Annotated in this window: 17 protein-coding genes; 9 read left to right on the top strand and 8 right to left on the bottom strand. The window is 59.9% G+C overall.

Annotated elements, in window-relative coordinates; genetic code table 11:
• The first annotated feature begins 5 nt into the window (after positions 1–5).
• The 3 genes from VDP61_RS16830 (at position 6) to VDP61_RS16820 (ending at position 2,903) form a co-directional block, all read left to right on the top strand.
• Positions 6–596, top strand: coding sequence for a CvpA family protein (locus VDP61_RS16830; protein WP_323008020.1), 591 nt, complete (start codon positions 6–8; stop codon positions 594–596).
• Positions 597–683: 87 nt separating this feature from the next.
• Positions 684–2,147: an amidophosphoribosyltransferase gene (gene purF / locus VDP61_RS16825; protein ID WP_323008019.1), complete on the top strand. Its 1,464-nt coding sequence runs from the start codon at positions 684–686 to the stop codon at positions 2,145–2,147.
• A 102-nt stretch (positions 2,148–2,249) separates the two neighbouring features.
• Entirely contained in the window at positions 2,250–2,903 is a 654-nt protein-coding gene (locus tag VDP61_RS16820) for an SDR family oxidoreductase (protein WP_323008018.1), read from the top strand.
• Positions 2,904–3,062: 159 nt separating this feature from the next.
• Here VDP61_RS16820 and VDP61_RS16815 read toward each other — a convergent pair whose 3' ends face one another.
• From VDP61_RS16815 to VDP61_RS16805, 3 genes are all read right to left on the bottom strand, one after another.
• Positions 3,063–4,622, bottom strand: a complete 1,560-nt coding sequence (locus VDP61_RS16815) for a trimethylamine methyltransferase family protein (RefSeq protein WP_323008017.1) — start codon at positions 4,620–4,622, stop codon at positions 3,063–3,065.
• 103 nt (positions 4,623–4,725) lie between these two features.
• On the bottom strand, positions 4,726–7,164 hold the full coding sequence (locus VDP61_RS16810; RefSeq protein ID WP_323008016.1) for an FAD-dependent oxidoreductase: 2,439 nt from the start codon (positions 7,162–7,164) through the stop codon (positions 4,726–4,728).
• Between the two features lie 152 nt (positions 7,165–7,316).
• Entirely contained in the window at positions 7,317–9,755 is a 2,439-nt protein-coding gene (locus tag VDP61_RS16805; protein WP_323008015.1) for an FAD-dependent oxidoreductase, read from the bottom strand.
• A gap of 168 nt (positions 9,756–9,923) precedes the next feature.
• On the opposite strand from VDP61_RS16805, the gene VDP61_RS16800 reads away from it, so the two are divergent.
• Complete coding sequence (locus tag VDP61_RS16800) at positions 9,924–10,775, top strand: LysR family transcriptional regulator (RefSeq protein ID WP_323008014.1); 852 nt, start codon at positions 9,924–9,926, stop codon at positions 10,773–10,775.
• 132 nt (positions 10,776–10,907) lie between these two features.
• Here VDP61_RS16800 and purS read toward each other — a convergent pair whose 3' ends face one another.
• Positions 10,908–11,147, bottom strand: a complete 240-nt coding sequence (gene purS, locus VDP61_RS16795; protein ID WP_323008013.1) for a phosphoribosylformylglycinamidine synthase subunit PurS — start codon at positions 11,145–11,147, stop codon at positions 10,908–10,910.
• Positions 11,148–11,159: 12 nt separating this feature from the next.
• A complete protein-coding gene (locus tag VDP61_RS16790) occupies positions 11,160–11,921 on the bottom strand; it encodes a phosphoribosylaminoimidazolesuccinocarboxamide synthase (RefSeq protein ID WP_323008012.1) in 762 nt (253 codons plus the stop codon).
• A gap of 238 nt (positions 11,922–12,159) precedes the next feature.
• On the opposite strand from VDP61_RS16790, the gene VDP61_RS16785 reads away from it, so the two are divergent.
• On the top strand, positions 12,160–12,474 hold the full coding sequence (locus VDP61_RS16785; RefSeq protein ID WP_323008011.1) for a DUF1476 domain-containing protein: 315 nt from the start codon (positions 12,160–12,162) through the stop codon (positions 12,472–12,474).
• Positions 12,475–12,639: 165 nt separating this feature from the next.
• Positions 12,640–13,653, top strand: a complete 1,014-nt coding sequence (bmt, locus tag VDP61_RS16780) for a betaine--homocysteine S-methyltransferase (RefSeq protein ID WP_323008010.1) — start codon at positions 12,640–12,642, stop codon at positions 13,651–13,653.
• A gap of 89 nt (positions 13,654–13,742) precedes the next feature.
• Here bmt and VDP61_RS16775 read toward each other — a convergent pair whose 3' ends face one another.
• Positions 13,743–14,852 (bottom strand): PA0069 family radical SAM protein, encoded by a 1,110-nt coding sequence (locus VDP61_RS16775; RefSeq protein ID WP_323008009.1) that lies wholly within the window; start codon positions 14,850–14,852, stop codon positions 13,743–13,745.
• A 155-nt stretch (positions 14,853–15,007) separates the two neighbouring features.
• Here VDP61_RS16775 and VDP61_RS16770 point away from each other — a divergent pair, with 155 nt between their 5' ends.
• The gene (locus VDP61_RS16770) at positions 15,008–15,703 is read left to right on the top strand and encodes a B12-binding domain-containing protein (RefSeq protein WP_323008008.1); all 696 of its coding nucleotides are present in this window, start codon (positions 15,008–15,010) and stop codon (positions 15,701–15,703) included.
• Positions 15,704–15,794: 91 nt separating this feature from the next.
• Here VDP61_RS16770 and VDP61_RS16765 read toward each other — a convergent pair whose 3' ends face one another.
• Positions 15,795–16,241 carry a rhodanese-like domain-containing protein gene (locus tag VDP61_RS16765; protein WP_323008007.1) on the bottom strand — a complete coding sequence of 149 codons (447 nt, stop codon included), beginning with the start codon at positions 16,239–16,241 and terminating at the stop codon, positions 15,795–15,797.
• 281 nt (positions 16,242–16,522) lie between these two features.
• On the bottom strand, positions 16,523–17,383 hold the full coding sequence (yghU, locus tag VDP61_RS16760; protein ID WP_323008006.1) for a glutathione-dependent disulfide-bond oxidoreductase: 861 nt from the start codon (positions 17,381–17,383) through the stop codon (positions 16,523–16,525).
• Positions 17,384–17,547: 164 nt separating this feature from the next.
• Here yghU and VDP61_RS16755 point away from each other — a divergent pair, with 164 nt between their 5' ends.
• A complete protein-coding gene (locus VDP61_RS16755; protein WP_323008005.1) occupies positions 17,548–17,706 on the top strand; it encodes a hypothetical protein in 159 nt (52 codons plus the stop codon).
• Positions 17,703–18,347 (top strand): DUF1638 domain-containing protein, encoded by a 645-nt coding sequence (locus VDP61_RS16750; RefSeq protein ID WP_323008004.1) that lies wholly within the window; start codon positions 17,703–17,705, stop codon positions 18,345–18,347. The genes VDP61_RS16755 and VDP61_RS16750 overlap by 4 nt, the downstream gene beginning before the upstream one ends.
• The last annotated feature ends 112 nt before the right edge of the window (positions 18,348–18,459 follow it).

Raw genomic sequence — 18,459 nt, 5'->3', positions numbered from 1 at the left:
ATGTGATGGAAGGCTTTACCCTGATCGACGGTGTGGTTGCACTCGTCATCGTCTTGTCGGCGGTGCTGGCCTATTCGCGGGGCTTGGTACGCGAATCGCTGGCGATTGCCGGTTGGGCGGGGGCGGCGGTGCTGGCCTATGTCTTTGCCGCCCAAGTGCAGCCGCTGGTCAAGGAATTGCCGGTGGTTGGCAAGTTTCTGGCCGATAGCTGCGAGCTGTCGATCATCGCAGCCTTTGCTGCGGTTTTTGCCATTGGTCTGGTGATTGCAGCGCTGTTTTCACCGCTGCTGTCGTCACTGGTGCAACGCTCGGTGCTTGGTGGCCTTGATCAGGGGCTTGGTTTCCTGTTCGGCGTGGTGCGCGGCGTGCTTTTGGTCGCGGTGGCCTTCATCGTTTATGACCGCGCTGTGGCGGCAAACACCGTGCCGATGGTTGACAATTCGCGGTCGGCCAAGGTCTTTGCCTCGTTCCAGTCCAATATCGACGATACGATCCCTTCGGACGCGCCGGGCTGGATTGTGGCGCGGTATGAGGCGCTGACCAGCGTTTGTTCGGCCCCGGAAACACCTGCCCCGGCACCCGCCACCGGCAACTGACGCATTGCGCACGATCAAGACGTGACACTCCGCGCCAGAGCGACTAAACGAGGGGCATAATTTGCCCTTCGGATTCGGAGCCACCCTATGCGCCCATTCCTCGCCCACCCGTTCGACAGCGACAAGTTGCACGAAGAATGCGGTGTGTTCGGTGTGATCGGTATGGCAGACGCCGCCAGCTTTGTCGCCCTTGGTCTGCACGCCTTGCAACATCGTGGACAAGAGGCGGGCGGTATTGTCACCTACCACCCCAACGCAGGCTTTTGTTCAGAGCGCCGCTTTGGCTATGTCCGTGACAATTTCACCAAAGCTGATGTGATGCAAACCCTGCCCGGCACCATTGGCATCGGCCATGTGCGCTATTCCACCGCCGGGTCGAAAGGGGCCACCGCGATTCGGGATGTGCAGCCGTTCTTTGGTGAGTTTTCGATGGGCGGTTCGGCGATTGCCCATAACGGCAATATCACCAATGCCATCGCCCTGCGCAAAGAGTTGATCGAACGCGGGTCGATCTTTCAATCTTCGTCTGACAGCGAATGTATCATTCACCTGATGGCAAAGTCGATGGGCCGCACCATCCCCGACCGCATGGAAGAGGCGCTGCGCAAGGTCGAAGGTGCGTTTTCCATCGTGGCAATGACCCGCACCAAGCTGATGGGCGTGCGTGATGCGCTGGGGGTGCGGCCCTTGGTGCTGGGCAAACTGGGTGAAGGCTGGGCGCTGGCGTCGGAAACCTGCGCGCTGGATATTATCGGGGCCGAATTCATCCGCGAAATCGAACCGGGTGAAATGGTGGTCATCTCCACTGAAAAAGGGGTCGAAAGCCACTTCCCTTTCCGCCGCATGAAGCCCCGTGGCTGTATCTTTGAACATGTCTATTTCTCGCGCCCCGATTCCATCCTTGGCGGTCGTTCGGTCTATGAAACCCGCCGTCAGATCGGCGTAGAACTGGCCCGCGAAGCCCCGGTTGACGCCGATCTGGTCTGTCCCGTCCCTGACAGCGGCACCCCGGCGGCGATAGGCTATTCGCAAGAAAGCGGCATCCCCTATGCGATGGGCATCATCCGCAACCAATATATGGGCCGCACCTTCATTGAGCCGACCGAACAGATCCGCAATATGGGCGTGCGCCTGAAACTGAACGTCAACCGGGCGCTGATCAAAGGTAAACGGGTGATCTTGGTGGATGATTCCGTGGTACGCGGCACCACGTCGCGCAAGATCAAGGACATGATCATCGACGCCGGCGCGGCCGAGGTCCATTTTCGCATCGCATCGCCGCCCACCGCCTGGCCTTGTTTTTACGGGGTCGATACGCCCGAACGCGCCAAACTTCTTGCCGCCACCATGACCGAGGAAGAAATGCGCGAATGGATCGGCGTTGACAGCCTGAAATTTGTCTCGCTCGATGGGCTTTACCGCGCGGCAGGCGAGGCTGCGGGCCGCAATGCAAAGCACCCGCAATATTGCGACGCCTGTTTCTCGGGCGAATACCCGGTTGCGCCATCCGACATGATCGAAAAAGGTTTTGAGATGAAAACGGCAGACTGACCCTTTTCATCTGGTAGAACTATCCAACGCGCTTTGCGGCGCAAAACTCTATGCCGGACGCTCTGCCATGAGCCCCCTGCACGCCCCTCGAAAGTCCAGACCATGACCCAAAAAATTGCCCTCGTCACCGGTGCCTCTCGCGGGCTTGGGGCCGCCATGGCCGAAGAATTGGCCATCAGTGGCTGGCATGTGGTCGCTGTGGCCCGCACCACCGGCGGGCTGGAGGACGTGGATGACCGCGCCAAAGCGGCAAGCGCCCCCGGCGGGCTTACGCTTGCCCCGATGGATATCACCAATGATGACGCCATGCGCCACCTCTGCCGGTCCATCTTTGATCGCTGGGGCGGCATTGACCTGTGGGTTCACACCGCCATCCACGCCGCCCCCATGGCCCCCGCAGGCCATATCGACGTGAAGGATTGGGATAAATCGGTTTCCATAAACCTGCGCGCAACCGGCAGCCTGATCCCGATGGTGGAACCCTTGCTGCGTGCGCGCCCCGGCGGCACGGCCTTGTTTGTCGATGACCCACGCGCCGGCGAGAGCTTCTTTGGCGCGTATGGCGCAACCAAATCAGGGCAAATCACACTGGCACGGTCTTGGGCTGCCGAAACCGTGAAAACCGGTCCCCGCATCGTTATCGCAGCCCCTGCCCCCATGGCCACCGCTATCCGTGCCCGGTTTTTTCCCGGCGAAGACCGCAAAGCGCTTGCCACCCCCAAAAGCGAGGCAAAGCGCATCTTGGCCGCCCTGTGAGGTGATCCCGTCCAGCCACGGGCTGTTGGCGATCACCCGCCAAATCCAAATCGTCAAAATATCCCCCAGCAGCACAAAGCCAGCACCAACCGGGGTCGCAATCGCCCATTGCGGGCGATTGCAAACCTTCAGCGGGGGCCGGCTTTAGCCCGGCAGCCCCTATGTGAAGTATATTTTATACTGTGACCGGATCAGGGCATCTATAGCCGGGTCAATCTGGCGCCCAGCCTTGGCCAGAATTGCATTTTTCCGCTCTAATGCCTTATCCAAAAGCAAGGGCTTCCCCGCCTCGTTCCACTCTTTCGGTGACATGCGGTTGCCAACAGCCGGGTAGATATATTCCGTCTGCATAAGCTTCAACGTCTGATCCGACCCCAGATAATGCCCCGGCCCGCCCAAACACACCTCTTTCATCGCATCTATCGAGGTGCTGTCCGGCGTCACGTCAATGCCCCGAACAAGCCGCATCGCCTGGCCCAGCAAATCATCCCCCAAGACAAGGCTTTCCATGCAGAACCCCAGCAAGGATGCATGCATCCCCACCGCCTCATAGCACATGTTCAGCCCCGAAAGCCCCGCCAGCGCGTTGGTGATGCCCTGCTCCCAGCCCGCCTGCATATCTGGCAGTTTGCTGTCCGAAATCCCAGAGGCCGCCCCGCCCGGCAGGTCATAGAACCGATGCATCTGCGCACAGCCCGCCGTCAACAAGGCCTGCTCTGCCGATCCACCCGACATCGCCCCGGTTCGCAAATCCGACACAAACGGCCAGGTGCCGAAGATGCACGGCGCACCCGGCTTGATCGCATTCGCATAAACCACGCCCGCCAAACATTCCGCCACCGCCTGCACAATCGTCAGCGCAATCGGTGCCGGGCTGGTCGCCCCCGCCTGCCCCGCGCTCAACAGCAGCATCGGCATCCCCCGGCGGATACAATCCTCCATCGTGATGCAGCTTTCTTCGGCGAACTTCATGGGCGGAACCACAAAACAGTTGGAGTTGGAAACAAACGGCCGCTCCAGCCATTTTTCTTCGCCCCCCGCCACGGTGTAAAGCATATCAAAACAGGCTGCGACATGGCTGGGATCGCTGAACGACGTGCCCACATGTTTGCGCGTCCCTGAAATGGCACCATACAGCGTGTTCAGGTCCATCTCCAGGTTGTCAACCACATCGCGGCATACCATAGTGCGCTGATAGAAATGGATATTATCCAGATTATCGACCAAACGCGCCGCATCATACAAGTCTTGCGCAGTACTTTCCCGGTACTCCAGCGTGAACGGATCCACGATATGCACCGCCGCCCCCGCCGTGCCAAAATGCACATTGCTGCCCGACAAATGCAGATCATGTTTGGGGTCACGCGCATGCAGCGTGATGTTTCGCGCCGCCTTGGCCAACATATCCTCGACCAGGGCCCGCGGAAACCGCAGCCGCCCGTCATCCCCCTGCACAGCCCCCGCCGCCGTCATGATCTCAACACCCGAGGGCGGCGCCTGACTTAGCCCGATCTGCTCCAGGGCCTGCAATGCACTTTCATGAATCTGCGCGACCCCGGCCGCACTCAGCGGCTTGTACTGGCCCCCTGGCATGCCTGCCCGCACCGGGCGTAGCCCCTCTGCCAAGGGTGCCGAGCGCAACGCCACCCGGTTCGCCCGGCCACCAGCCCGCCCGCTCCGCGCCCGCGCAGGCTCACAAACTTCTCCAACCTCAACCATCCCCTTGCCCTTTCTTTACGGCAAAAATACCCTGGGGTTGCCCATTCGGCGCCATTGGTTCATGCCCAATGGACGACGGGCAGCGCCCCAGCCCCACCTCAGGTCACATCCGCACCCGCTCTGATTTCGGGTCATACATCGGCACCAACGATGCATCGGCGGCAAAGCGCCGCCCCGCCACCTCAATCTCATAGCTTGATGCCAAAACCGCCTCCGCACTCTCTCCCACGCAAGCCACATAGCCAAGGCCCACAGCACCGCCCAAATGATGCCCGTAATTTCCGCTCGTGATCGGCCCAATGATCTGCCCATCCCGCACAATCGCCTCATTGTGGTACAGCATCGGCACCGGGTCGCGCAGCTTGAACTGCACCATCCGCCGCGCCAGCCCTGCTTCGCGTTTGCGCAAAACCGCCTCACGCCCGATAAATTCGCCCTTGGCGGTTTTCACGGCAAAGCCAAGCCCCGCCTCCAGCACATGATCCTCATCCGTGATATCATGGCCGAAATGGCGATAGCCCTTTTCAATCCGGCACGAATCCAGCACATGCAACCCGCACAGCTTCATGCCCAGATCAGCCCCCTCCAACGCTTCAAACACATGGGCGGCCTGATCGGTTGAAACATAAAGCTCCCAGCCCAACTCGCCTACATAAGTCACACGATGCGCCCGGGCGAGGCCCATGCCGATCTCTATTTCGCGTGCTGTCCCAAAGGGATGCGCCGCATTGCTAAAGTCCGCCGGGCTTACCGCAGCCAACAGATCGCGGCTTTTCGGCCCCATTACGCACAGCACCGCCTCACCCGCCGTCACATCGGTGATCACCACAAATTCATCCGACAAATGCCGCCGTAACCATGACAGGTCGCGCTGCAACGTCGCCCCCGGCACCACCAGCAGATAGGCCGTTTCCGACAGCCGTGTCACGGTCAGGTCACTCTCAATCCCGCCGCGCGCATTCAACATCTGGGTATAGACAATCCGCCCCGCGTCCACAGCCACATCATTCGCGCAAAGTCGTTGCAAGAAAGCACAGGCATCGCGACCCTCCACCCGGATTTTTCCAAAGGAGGTCATATCGAACAGGCCCACACCTTCGCGCACGGCCTTATGTTCCGCCGCTGCATTCTCAAACCAGTTCTGCCGCCCCCAGGAATACGCGTATTCACGCGCCTGCCCTTCAGTGGCAAACCAGTTCGCCCGCTCCCAGCCTGCAACCTCACCAAACACCGCGCCGCGTGCGGCCAACGCCTCATGCAAAGGCGAACGCCGAACCCCGCGCGAGGTTGCCATTTGCCGATACGGAAAATGATCCGCATAAAGCAGGCCCAATGTTTCCGAAACCCGCTCCTTCAGATAGCTGCGGTTGCGCTGGAACGGCTGCGCGCGCCGAATATCCACCTCCCATAAATCAAACGGCGCTTCGCCTTCTGTAATCCAATGCGCCAGCGCCATCCCCGCGCCGCCAGACCCTGCAATCCCGACCGAGTTATAGCCAGCCGCAACCCAATACCCGCCCAGTTCCGGTGCCTCGCCCAGATAATAACGATCATCGGGGGTAAAGCTTTCCGGACCATTAAAGAAGGTATGGATTCCGGCAGCCTGAAACAGCGGCATCCGCTCCATCGCCGCCTCAAGAATCGGCTGGAAATGGTCCCAATCCTCGGGCAAAGTATCAAACTCGAAATCCTCGCGAATCCCCTGCATGCCCCAAGGCTTGGCTTTAGGCTCGAACGCGCCAATCATCATCTTGCCTGCATCGGATTTATAATAGGCACATTCATCCGGCACCCGCAAAACCGGCAAATGCCCCAGGCCCGCAATCGGCTCGGTGATCAGGTAAAAATGCTCACAGGCATGCAGCGGCAGGGTCACGCCACTCGCCTCGGCCAAATCCCGCCCCCACATCCCGCCGCAGTTGATCACCACATCCGCCGCAATATGGCCCGCCTCGCCCTCCACCACATAGTCCACCCCCGTCACCCGGCCCGATGCTTGCCGAACCCCGGTCACCTTCACCCCCTCCAGCACCTTGGCCCCACGCATCCGCGCCCCTTTGGCCAGCGCCATTGCGATATTGGCCGGGTCGCATTGCCCATCCAGCGGCAAATGCACCGCCCCCACCACATCCGAAACATTCAGATGCGGATACATCGCCTTGACCTCGGCAGGCGAGATTTCCGCCACCTCCACCCCGAAAATCCGCGCCGTAGTCGCCTGGCGCAGCAATTCCTCATGCCGCGCTGCCGTCAGTGCCACCGAAATAGACCCAACCTGCCGCATCCCCGTCGAAATTCCGGTCTCTGCCTCCAGATTCACATAAAGATCTGCCGAATATTTCGCCAGGCGCGTCATATTGACCGAGCCGCGCAATTGCCCGATCAGCCCCGCCGCATGCCAGGTTGTCCCCGATGTCAGCCGCTTGCGCTCCAGCAGCACAATATCCGTCCACCCCGCCTTCGCCAAATGATAGGCAACCGAGCAGCCCGAGACCCCCCCGCCAATAATCACCGCCCGCGCGCTCTTCGGAACCTCAACCATCCCTTTGCCCTTTCTTTTCGGCAAAAATATCCTCGGGGGGTCCGGGGGGCAGAAGGCCCCCCCGGCTCTTGTTCTGAACGGCGGGGCAGAAAGCCCCCCGGCCTTCTACGGGCAAAGGCCCCCCCCTCTTTTCTCGCCCCCCGGCAATGTTTTCAAGCGCGAATCCGCGTGTTCTTGGGGTCCCACATCGACACGTCCTCTTGCACTACGGCCCGATGCCGCTGGCCGAAAATTTCGATCTCCAGCTCAACACCCGCCTCTGCCAAATCGCTTCGCAACATCCCCAGCGCCACACAAGAGCCGACCCGATGCCCGAAATATCCGCTGGTGGTTTCACCAACCACCATACCGTCATGCCAGATCGTCGACATATAGGGCGGATCATAGGGCCCTGCGTCCACCTTCAGCGCGACAAACTGTTTGCTCACACCGCGCTGCTTTTCTGCCTCCAGTGCTGCCTTGCCGCGGAACGCATGCCCCCAATCGACAAAGCGCTCCAGCCCGCCCTGCAACACCGTATAATCCGTCGAAAGATCGCCCTTCCACGCCCGATAGCCCTTCTCGATTCGCAACGAGTTCAGCGCGAACATGCCAAAAGGTCGCAAGCCATGGCCTGCGCCCGCCGCCATCACCGCATCCCACACGCGCGGCGTATCCGCACAGCGCGAATGCACCTCCCAGCCCAATTCCCCGGCAAAGCTGACCCGCATCAGCACCACATCAGCCCCGGCGATCACGGCGTGCTGCCAGGTCAGCCAAGGCAGGCTCAAATCCGCCTCGCACACCTCTGCCAAAATCGCGCGGCTTTGTGGCCCCGTCAAAATCTGACAAGACCAGTCATCAGTCTCATCCGTCAGCACAAGGTTTTCCGGCAAGGTCGAAAGCAACCAGTCCCGGTCATGCGCCTGCGCCGTGGCTGCGGTGATCAGCATCACCTCATCTTCGGCCACCCGTGCGACCGACATCTCGGTCACAATCCGCCCCTTGTCATCGGAAAAATAGGCAAGCCCCAGCCGCCCGACCTTTGGCACCCGCCCGGTCATTTGCGCCGCCAGCCAGTCTATGCACCCCGGCCCCGTCACCCGAAAGCGCGAAAACCCCGGCAGGTCCAAAATCCCCGCAGCATCCCGCACGGCCTCACATTCCGCTTTTACCGCAGCAAACCAAGCCCCCTCGCGCTTCCAGGTCTGCGCGCCCTCTGCCGACAGATCATCCCCGTCGCGCGCATACCAATTCGCCCGCTCCCAGCCATTTGCCGCCCCGAATTGTGCGCCCAGCGCTGCCACCCGATCATGCACCGCACTCAGTTTCCTGCCGCGCCCTTCCGGCCAGGCAAAATGCGGAAAATGCATCGCGTATTCATGGCCATACACTTCCATGCCCTTGGAAATACAATAGCTTTCATCTTCGAATCCGGTAAATCGGCGCGGATCGCAGGACCACATATCCCATTCGGTGGTGCCTTCGGTGACCCATTCAGCCAAAACCTTGCCCGCGCCCCCGGCCTGACAAATCCCAAAGGTAAAGACACAGGCTTCAAACGCATTCGGCACGCCCGGCATCGGCCCGATCAGCGGGTTTCCGTCGGGTGTATAGGGAATCGGCCCGTTGATCACCTTGGTCAGCGGCGCATCAGCCAGCAATGGCACCCGCGCCATCGCATCCTCGATATACCACTCCAGGCGCTCCAGATCGTCGGGGAACAACTGAAAACTGAAATCGGCAGGGAAGGGATCATCCTTGGTGACCCAATGCGCCTTGCAGTTGCGCTCATAAGGGCCAAGGTTGAAGCCGCCTTTTTCCTGCCGCAGATAATAACTGCTGTCGACATCGCGCAGCAGGGGCAATTTCTTGCCGGTCTCGGCGGTATAGGCCGCCACCTCTGGCACCGTGTCAAACAGCATGTATTGATGGCTCATCACCATCATCGGAACGTCACGCCCAAACATTTTCCCCACTTCACGCGCATAATATCCGGCCGCATTAACCACATATTCGCACCGCACCTCGCCTTTGTCGGTGACGATAACCCACTCATCCGCCTCTCGCCGCACGGCCGTAACCGGGCAAAACCGCTCTATCCTTGCGCCCATCATCCGCGCGCCCTTGGCCAGCGCCTGGGTCAATTGCGCCGGGTCGATATCGCCATCATTCGGGTCATACAAAGCGCCCGCCAAACCATGCGTTTCCAGAAAGGGATAGCGCGCCTTGATCTCCTCGGGGGCAAGCAATTCCAGTTCCATGCCCTGATAGCGGCCCATTCCCACCACGCGGCGAAACTCGTCCATCCGCTCGGCGCTATGGGCCAACCGCACCGACCCCGTGACGTGATAATTCATCGGATAATCCACCTCGGCCCCAAGGCCGCGGTAAAGCTGTGCCGAATAGCGCTGCATGTTCATGATAGACCAAGATGCCGAAAACGTAGGCACATTCCCAGCCGCATGCCAGGTAGAGCCCGCCGTCAACTCATTCTTTTCAAGCAGCAGACAATCCGTCCACCCCGCCTTTGCCAAATGATACAGACACGAGGCCCCAACCGCCCCGCCGCCAATAATCACCACCCGCGCCGATGTCGGAAACCCCGTCATACCCCAACCCTTTTTTTCCTGTTCAAAACCCTGCACGCCGATCAGGCCGGGTTGCCCCCCGAAGCCGACCGCCTGCACAGTGTCAGCGTGGACTATCGTCCCAAATACAAACTCTTTCAATTCGGCAAATCCGGGGCTATCAATCGAAAAACCCGATTAGGTGACCAGATGCAACCGGATCAAATCGAAACCTTTCTCGACCTGGTGGACAGCCGCAGCTTCAACCGCACTGCGGAACGCCAGGGCTTGACGCAATCCACAGTATCGGGCCGCATTGCGTCGCTTGAAACGGCTCTTGGCGTGCGGTTGTTCACCCGGTCCCGCGCCGGTACCGAGCTGACCACCGAAGGGCTGAAATTCGCCCCCCATGCCCGTATCCTGCGCCATGCCTGGGCCGAGGCCCGCCACAGCGTCACCCCCACGGGCGAAGCCGTGATCAACATCCGGCTGGGCATCCAGTCCGACCTTGCACCGAACCACCTGGGCCACTGGATGCAGGGATTCCGGCGCTACTTGCCCGATTGCGCTTTCTATATTGAACCTGATTTTTCTGCCCAGATGTGTCGGGATCTGACGGCGGGTGCGTCTGATTTCGCGGTGCTTTACACCCCTTACGCCTCGCCGGATCTGCATTTTACCAGTCTGGGCGAAACCCGCTACCGCCTGATTTCCTCTGAAACAGACCGCCGCGCCGGCCTGCGCCCTGCCACCTATATTCGCGCCAATTTTGCGCCCGCCTTTGACATGCATCACCGCATGGCCCTGCCTGAACTGCAAGAAACCCCGATTGCGGCGGGGCAAAGCGCGACCATCGCGGGCTTGCTCAGCAGGCTTGGCGGCTCGGCCTATTTGCTGGATGTGGTGGCCGAAGAGTTGATTGCCTCGGGCAACTTTCGTGTGGTCACTGATGCGCCGATCATCCGGCAGCCCGTGCATGCCGCCACCCACCTGCGGCACCGCACCTCAAAACTGCACCGGCACCTGTTGCGCGTGGTGCAGCAAACCTTTGCAGCCGCCTAAATCGACCCGCAGCCGGGAAAACCGAAAACACGGGCCTGCCCATGCAAAAAGGGCAGCCAAAGACGATGAGAGCGCGGCTTGGCACTGCCCCTTTTCCTGGCAACCCGTGGTAGCTGGCAACCCTTGGCAGGTTTACGCGATCTCTATCGAGAATTTCTCGATCACGGTATTGGCCAGCAGCTTTTCGCACATGGCTTTCACCTCGGCCTCTGCCGCGGCTTTATCTGTGCCCGCCAGGTCCAGTTCAATGACCTTACCCTGACGCACAGCGGTCACGCCGTCAAAGCCCAGGGTTCCCAGCGCATGGCGCACCGCCGCGCCTTGCGGGTCCAAAACACCGTCTTTCAGCATGATATGAACACGAGCTTTCATCTTATCGGCCTTTCAGTTGATCAGGGTCGGCTTGGTGGAATGCGTTACATTTGACGGCAAAACCCCCAAACGCCGTGCAAGTTCGGTATAGACATCGGCAAGCGGAATCGGGTCGCGTTGCTGGTCGTCGCGTTCCGACAGGTCCAGCCCGCGCATATCCCACAGCCGGCAACTGTCGGGGCTGATCTCATCGGCCACGATAAGCCGCATGAACTCGCCTTCCCAGACGCGCCCCACTTCCAACCGGAAATCGGCCAGCCGAATACCTGCGCCCAGCATGACGCCGGTCAAAAAGTCATTCACCCGCAGGGCCAGCGCGATGATATCATCCAGATCCTGCTGGTTGGCCCAGCCAAAGGCAACAATATGTTCTTCGGACACCAGCGGGTTGCCCAGCTTCTCGTCCTTGAAGTAATATTCCACGATCGGCCGTGGCAAGGGCGTTCCCAGCGGTATCCCCAACCGCTCGGTCATCGCGCCCGCAGAATAGTTGCGCACCACGATTTCCAGCGGCAATATCTCGGCCATCCGAACCATCTGCTCGCGCATGTTCAACCGTTTGATGAAATGCGTCGGCACGCCGATGCTGTTCAGCCCCGCCATGAAAAATTCGGACAGGCGGTTGTTCAACACGCCCTTGCCCTCGACAGCGGCCTGCGGCGGGGTCGCGGCCTGCGACCCGTCATCCTTGAAATACTGGATAAGCGTTCCCGGCTCCGGCCCCTCATAAAGGATCTTGGCCTTGCCTTCATATACTTTTTTCCGGCGCGCCATGCGATCCTCGATAAATAGCCCAATGTCGAACCACCCGACAGCCAAAGGCCGGGGCGCCCCACTCCTCCGCGCTATAATCCAAGCGCCCCCCAGTCGCAAGCCAGTCGCAAGCCGGGGCGGCGCCCCCGCCCCCGCGCGGCATGCGCCCCGGCTTGCGCCCCTCTTGCAGCCCCCCTCTTGCAGCAACGGGCTTTGAAGGGCATATCAAGGGTAAGCAAACCAAGGGAAAGGGCCAACCATGACCACATTCGACGACCGCGCACATGCGTTTGAGGCGAAATACGCCCATGACGCCGAAATGCAATTTCGCGCCGAGGCACGGTGCAACAAGCTTGTTGGCCTTTGGGCGGCTGAAATTTTGGGAAAAACCGGCCAAGAGGCCACCGATTACGCCATGACCGTTGTCGCCGCCGATTTTGAAGAGGCCGGCAATGAAGATGTTGTGCGCAAACTGGCCGCCGATCTGGATGGCAAAATTGGCCCGGATGAAATCAGGGCGAAACTGGCCGCGACGCTTCCCGTTGCCAAGGCCCAGTTGATGGCCGAACTCTAGGGCCCTTTTGCGGGCGCTTTCATCGCGCCCGCCCCCCCTTCGGCCATGACGTGATTGGCCCGACCGGCCCAGAAAAAAATTGCCTCCCCTCGCCAGCCGTGGCAAACGAGGGGGAAACAAAGCCGTCTTTGGCACGGCTCCCTTCGGCGTAAGGCAGGACAGATCATGACCAATGCACTGACAGAACTTTTGAACAGCCGCGACTGGTTGCTGGCCGATGGCGCGACCGGGACCAACCTTTTCAACATGGGCCTCGAATCTGGTGAGCCGCCCGAGTTCTGGAATGTCGACAGACCCGAAAATATCCGCAAACTGTACAAAGGCGCGGTTGATGCCGGGTCAGATATATTCCTGACCAATACCTTTGGCGGCAATGCCAGCCGCCTGAAGCTGCACAAGGCCCAAGGGCGCGTGCTGGAACTGAATCGGATCGGTGCCGAGATTGCCCGCGAAGTGGCGGATGCCTCTGGCCGGTTGATCGTGGTTGCAGGGTCTGTCGGCCCCACGGGTGAGATTTTTGAGCCCATGGGCACCCTTACCCATGCCGCTGCGGTCGAGATGTTCCACGAACAGGCCGAGGGGCTGAAGGCGGGCGGGGCCGATGTGCTTTGGGTCGAAACCATTTCCGCCCCGCAAGAATACAAGGCCGCCGCCGAGGCCGCGCGCCTTGCCGGTATGCCATGGTGCGGCACCATGAGCTTTGACACCGCAGGCCGCACGATGATGGGCACCACTTCGGCCGCGATGGTCGATATGGTGGAAAAGCTTGACTATCCGCCGCTGGCCTTTGGCGCGAATTGCGGCGTAGGCGCATCGGATCTGATGCGCACCATGCTGGGCTTTGCCGCTCAGGGCTCTGAAATCCCGCTGATCGCCAAGGGCAATGCGGGCATCCCGAAATTCCATGACGGGCATATCCACTATGATGGTACGCCCGAGTTGATGGCCGAATATGCCGTGCTGGCCCGTGATGCTGGTGTCAGGATCATCGGCGGGTGCTGCGGCACCATGCCCGAACACCTTGCGGCAATGCGCGCCGCGTTGGAAACCCGCCCAAAAGGCCCGCGCCCGACGCTGGAACAAATCTCGGCAGCACTCGGCGGATTTTCTTCGGCCTCTGATGGCACCGGCGACGATGCCAACGCCCCCAAACGCGAACGCCGTGGCCGCCGCGGTTAAAGGGCGCGCCAGCCGGCCCCATAGTGGGCCGATGGCAGTTTGACAGGGTTTGCCCCCTATCCGCACGCCAGAGCGGGTGCAAAACCGCCTTAAAACAAGCGCAACTGATCGCCGGGCCGCGCGGGCGGTGCGAACAGATCACAGCGCAGCGGCGGTTGGTGCAACGTCAGCCCCAACCGCCCCAGCGCCAAGGCAAAGCGCTGCGCGATCAAATCAGCCCAAAGGCCGCGGCCCCGCATCCGGGTGCCAAAACCTGCGGTATACACTGCCCCACCATGCAAATCCGCCAAGCGCGCCAACACTTTTTCGGCCCGCCCCGGCGCATGTATCGCCAGCCATTCACGAAACAGCGCCTCCACCTCACCCGGAAGGCGCAGCAAGATCCAACTGGCGGCCACCGCCCCGGCATCGCGGGCCGCCTCCAACACCGCTTCCATATCCATATCGGTCAGCCCCGGTATCACCGGCGCGACCATCACCCGCACCGGCACACCGGCATCGCTTAACCGCCGGATCATCGCAAGACGCCGCGCGGGACTTGGCGCACGCGGCTCCAGCGCCCGGCTTAAACCTGCATCAAGTGTCGTCATGGACACCCCTACCCGCGCCAACCCCACGGCAGCCATCGGCCCCAGAACATCCAGATCGCGTTCAACCAGCGTGCCTTTGGTGGTAATTGCCACCGGATGACGAAAGGCCGCCAGCACCTCCAACACCTCTCGCATCACGCGGTGGTCACGCTCAATCGGTTGGTACGGATCGGTATTCGTGCCAATCGCAATCACCGCAGGCTTATAGGTCCTGGCCCGCAGCTCTTGCGCCAAAACAGACCCGATCCCCGGCCGTGCAATCAGTTTCGTTTCAAAATCCAAACCCGGCGACAGGTTAAGATAGGCATGTGATGGCCGCGCATAACAATAGGCACAGCCATGCTCACAGCCACGGTAAGGGTTCACAGATCGGTCAAACGGCAGATCTGGCGAGGCATTATAGCTGATCGCCGAGCGCACCCGCTCTATCCGCACCTCGGCCTGTAACAGCCGCGCGTCCTCTTCCAGCGCCCAGCCATCATCAACGGCGACTCGGACCGCCCCTTCAAACCGTCCCGTCGCGTTTGACGTCACGCCACGCGCCCGCAGCCGCACCCCCCGCGGCACCGTACCAAGTTCGAACCCTGTCTCATCCTCTGACTGCGCCATTCCACCACGATAGAACAAAGGAGGAACGAATACCAGCTTTTCGCAGCATCAAATTGCAACTTGTCGGCTTTCACCCTGCCAATGTCGCAAACCGAAAAGTGGCGCGCCACCTTTGGGACCATTGAACAATCAGGGCAACGTGCAGGAGCATCCAAATGTCTGACGACGAAATCAACCTTTCCGACCTTTCCGATGACGAGCTGATCCTGCAAATGCATGACGATCTATATGATGGCCTGCGCGAGGAGATTGAAGAAGGCGTGAACCTGCTGATCACGCGCGGCTGGACACCCTATGATGCGCTGACCAAAGGGTTGGTTGCCGGTATGACCATCGTCGGTGCCGATTTCCGCGACGGCATCTTGTTCGTGCCCGAGGTGCTGCTGGCCGCCAACGCGATGAAGGGCGGCATGTCCATTCTGAAGCCGCTGTTGATCGCCACAGGCGCACCGCGCATGGGCAAAATGGTGATCGGTACAGTCAAAGGCGATATCCATGACATCGGCAAAAACCTTGTCGGCATGATGATGGAAGGTGCAGGGTTTGAGGTGCGCGATCTTGGTATCAACAACTCGGTTGATAGTTATCTTGCCGCGATTGAGGCTGAACAGCCCGATATCCTTGGCATGTCGGCCCTGCTGACCACCACAATGCCTTATATGAAAGTCGTGATCGACACGCTGAAAGAAAAAGGCATGCGTGAGGATTACATCGTGATGGTTGGCGGCGCCCCCCTTAACGAAGAATTTGCCAAGGCCATCGGTGCCGATGCCTATTGCCGCGATGCCGCCGTAGCCGTGGAAACCGCAAAGACCCTTGTCGCGCGCAAGCATAACCAAGCCCGCGCCTGACCCCATGCGAACAATGCCATAAAAAAAAGCCCCGGCCAAACCGCCGGGGTTTTTTCATTTCTAGCGGCCTTCACCTGTGGCGTTTCGCAGGTCAGCAGCTTTGGCACCCTTGCGCGCGGCTTGGCTTGACCGGCTTGTATCCCTGCCCCAAAACCCGGCTCATCCCGCCCTGAACATCGACGACCGGGCTGTCGACCAAAGCCGCAATTTGCCGCGCAGCGCGCGAAGTCCGGTTGCCCGTCCGGCAAATCAGCCCCAGGCGCTGCCCCGGCTTCAGATGCGGTTTGACCGCCGCCAAAAACGCATCCGGCGTGCTATAGGTCACCAGCAACGCGCCGTCGACAACGCCGGTTTGCTTCCATTCTTCCGGGCTGCGAATATCCACCAAAAGCATGGTTTCATCTGTCGCCAGCGTCGCCCCCGATGGGGCCTCAAGCGTTACGTTTTGCGCTTGCGCGCCGCCGCTATAATTGGCCATCCCCACGACGATCACGCCGCCAATGGCAACCGCCGCCAAGACATAAATCCAGACCGACATCAGGCCACCCTCTCGGCTTTGTCGCCAACGCTTTGTGGCAGGGCCTTGGTCAGGCATTGAAATTTGAACATATAGGCCATTGCAGGCTCCCTCTGATCATAGATTTGCCCTTAATATTCACTTTTTCATATATGTAAACCACTGTTCTTCAGGCCCCCCGACCCAGCCACATCTGTTTTGGCCTGCCCATACATCAGCAGGAAAATTATTCAGATGTTTTTCAATTACTTACATGGCATCACAGAAATATGCGCGCAAACCAAAGCCTGCGCGCACGCGCCTTAGCCACCCATTTTATCTTGGGTCTTCGTTTTGAAATCATCGGCATCATGCCGCTCATGCAGCTGCATATCCGGCGATCCGTTGGTTTTGTTCACCATCCGGCCCCGTTGCACAGCCGGGCGGGCATCAATCCTTTCGGCCCATTCCAGCACGTTCTTGTAAGAGGTCACATCCAGGAACTCGGCTGCATCATATTGCCGCCCCAGAACCAGTTGCCCATACCAAGCCCATATCGCGATATCGGCAATCGAATAACTATCCCCGGCGATATAATCGCGCTCGGCCAATTGCCGATCCAGAACATCAAGCTGTCGCTTGACTTCCATCGCAAACCGATTGATCGGGTATTCGAATTTCTCAGGCGCATAGGCATAGAAATGCCCGAAACCGCCGCCCAGATACGGCGCTGACCCCATTTGCCAGAACAACCAGTTCAGGCATTCCGCCCGGCCTTCAGGGTCGCTGGGAATGAAGGCCCCGAATTTCTCGGCCAGATGCAGCAAGATCGACCCGCTTTCAAACACCCGAACCGGCTTTGCGCCGGAATGGTCCATCAAGGCGGGGATCTTGGAATTCGGGTTCACCGCAACAAAACCCGAGCCAAATTGATCGCCATCCCCGATCTTGATCAGCCAGGCATCATATTCCGCGCCCTTGTGCCCTGCTGCCAGCAACTCCTCCAGCAGCACTGTCACCTTCACGCCGTTCGGCGTGGCAAGGGAATACAGCTGAAACGGATGCTTTCCGACCGGCAGTTCCTTATCATGGGTCGGGCCCGCGATGGGGCGGTTGATGCTGGCGAACTGGCCGCCATTTTGCGCGTCCCACGTCCAGATCTTCGGGGGGGTATAATCGGCCATCGCAGTATCTCCTGTAAACATTTTGCAGCAATGTTAGACACCACTTCGCATCAGAGGACTAGAGCCGATGACGCTTTCCCCGTTCAACCCGCCGTGTTCGCCGCTTGGCTTTATGCCCGCTTGACCCTAGATTTGACTCATGTTGTTTTTTGAATGAGGCCAGCATGCCCCCTCGCGTCATCCTTTGGCTGTTCCTGATCGTGATCTTCGCGGCCGGACTTACCATCGCGGCCGCGCAATGGCTTGGCCTGCCCACGGCACTCCTTGGCCTCGGCTTTGCCGGGGCTTCCCTTGCCCTTCGCCTGAGGATGGATCGCAAATGACGGTAAAACCCGATGACGTCATTTTGACCGAGAAAGGCCTGCCGCCAAGCGGCGGTGGCCGGGTTTTACTGATCGCATGTGGTGCGCTGGCACATGAAATTCTTGCCCTCAAGGCGTTGAACGGTTGGGACCATCTTGACCTGCAATGCCTGCCCGCCAACCTGCATCTTTGGCCCGATCGCATCCCCCCTGCAGTCGAAAAAACAATCCTTGAGCGTCGCGCTGACTATGCCGATATCTTTGTCGTCTATGCCGATTGTGGTACTGGCGGTGAATTGTTGGAAATGTGCAAGAAACATGGGGTTGAAATGGTGTCTGGCCCCCATTGCTATTCGTTTTTTGAAGGGAACAAGGCCTTTGCCGTCAAGGCCGAAGATGAGTTCACGGCCTTTTACCTGACAGATTTTCTGGTTCGTCAATTCGATGCCTTCGTCTGGAAACCTATGGGCCTTGATCGGCACCCCCAACTCAGGGATATGTATTTCGGCAATTACACCAAGCTGGTTTATCAGGCCCAAACCGACAATGCCGCCCTGGATGCCAAGGCTAAGGAATGCGCCCGCAGGCTTGGCCTTGCCTATGAACGCCGCTTTACCGGCTACGGCGATCTGGCGCCTGCTTTGGCGGCATTGAAACCATAGCTTTCCCTGCCCCGGCCCATGTACTAACGTGGCGCAAACCCTGCCGGAGGCCGCATGACCCTTGAACCCGCCCGCTCTGGATCGGCCGACTGCCCGCCACCAAGGCAACTTG

The organism is Pseudorhodobacter sp., from assembly GCF_034675685.1.
In the GTDB taxonomy this organism is placed as follows: Bacteria; Pseudomonadota; Alphaproteobacteria; order Rhodobacterales; family Rhodobacteraceae; genus Pseudorhodobacter.
The sequence above is the reverse complement of the archived record's forward strand: the minus strand, read 5'-3'. Positions and strand labels throughout refer to the sequence as shown.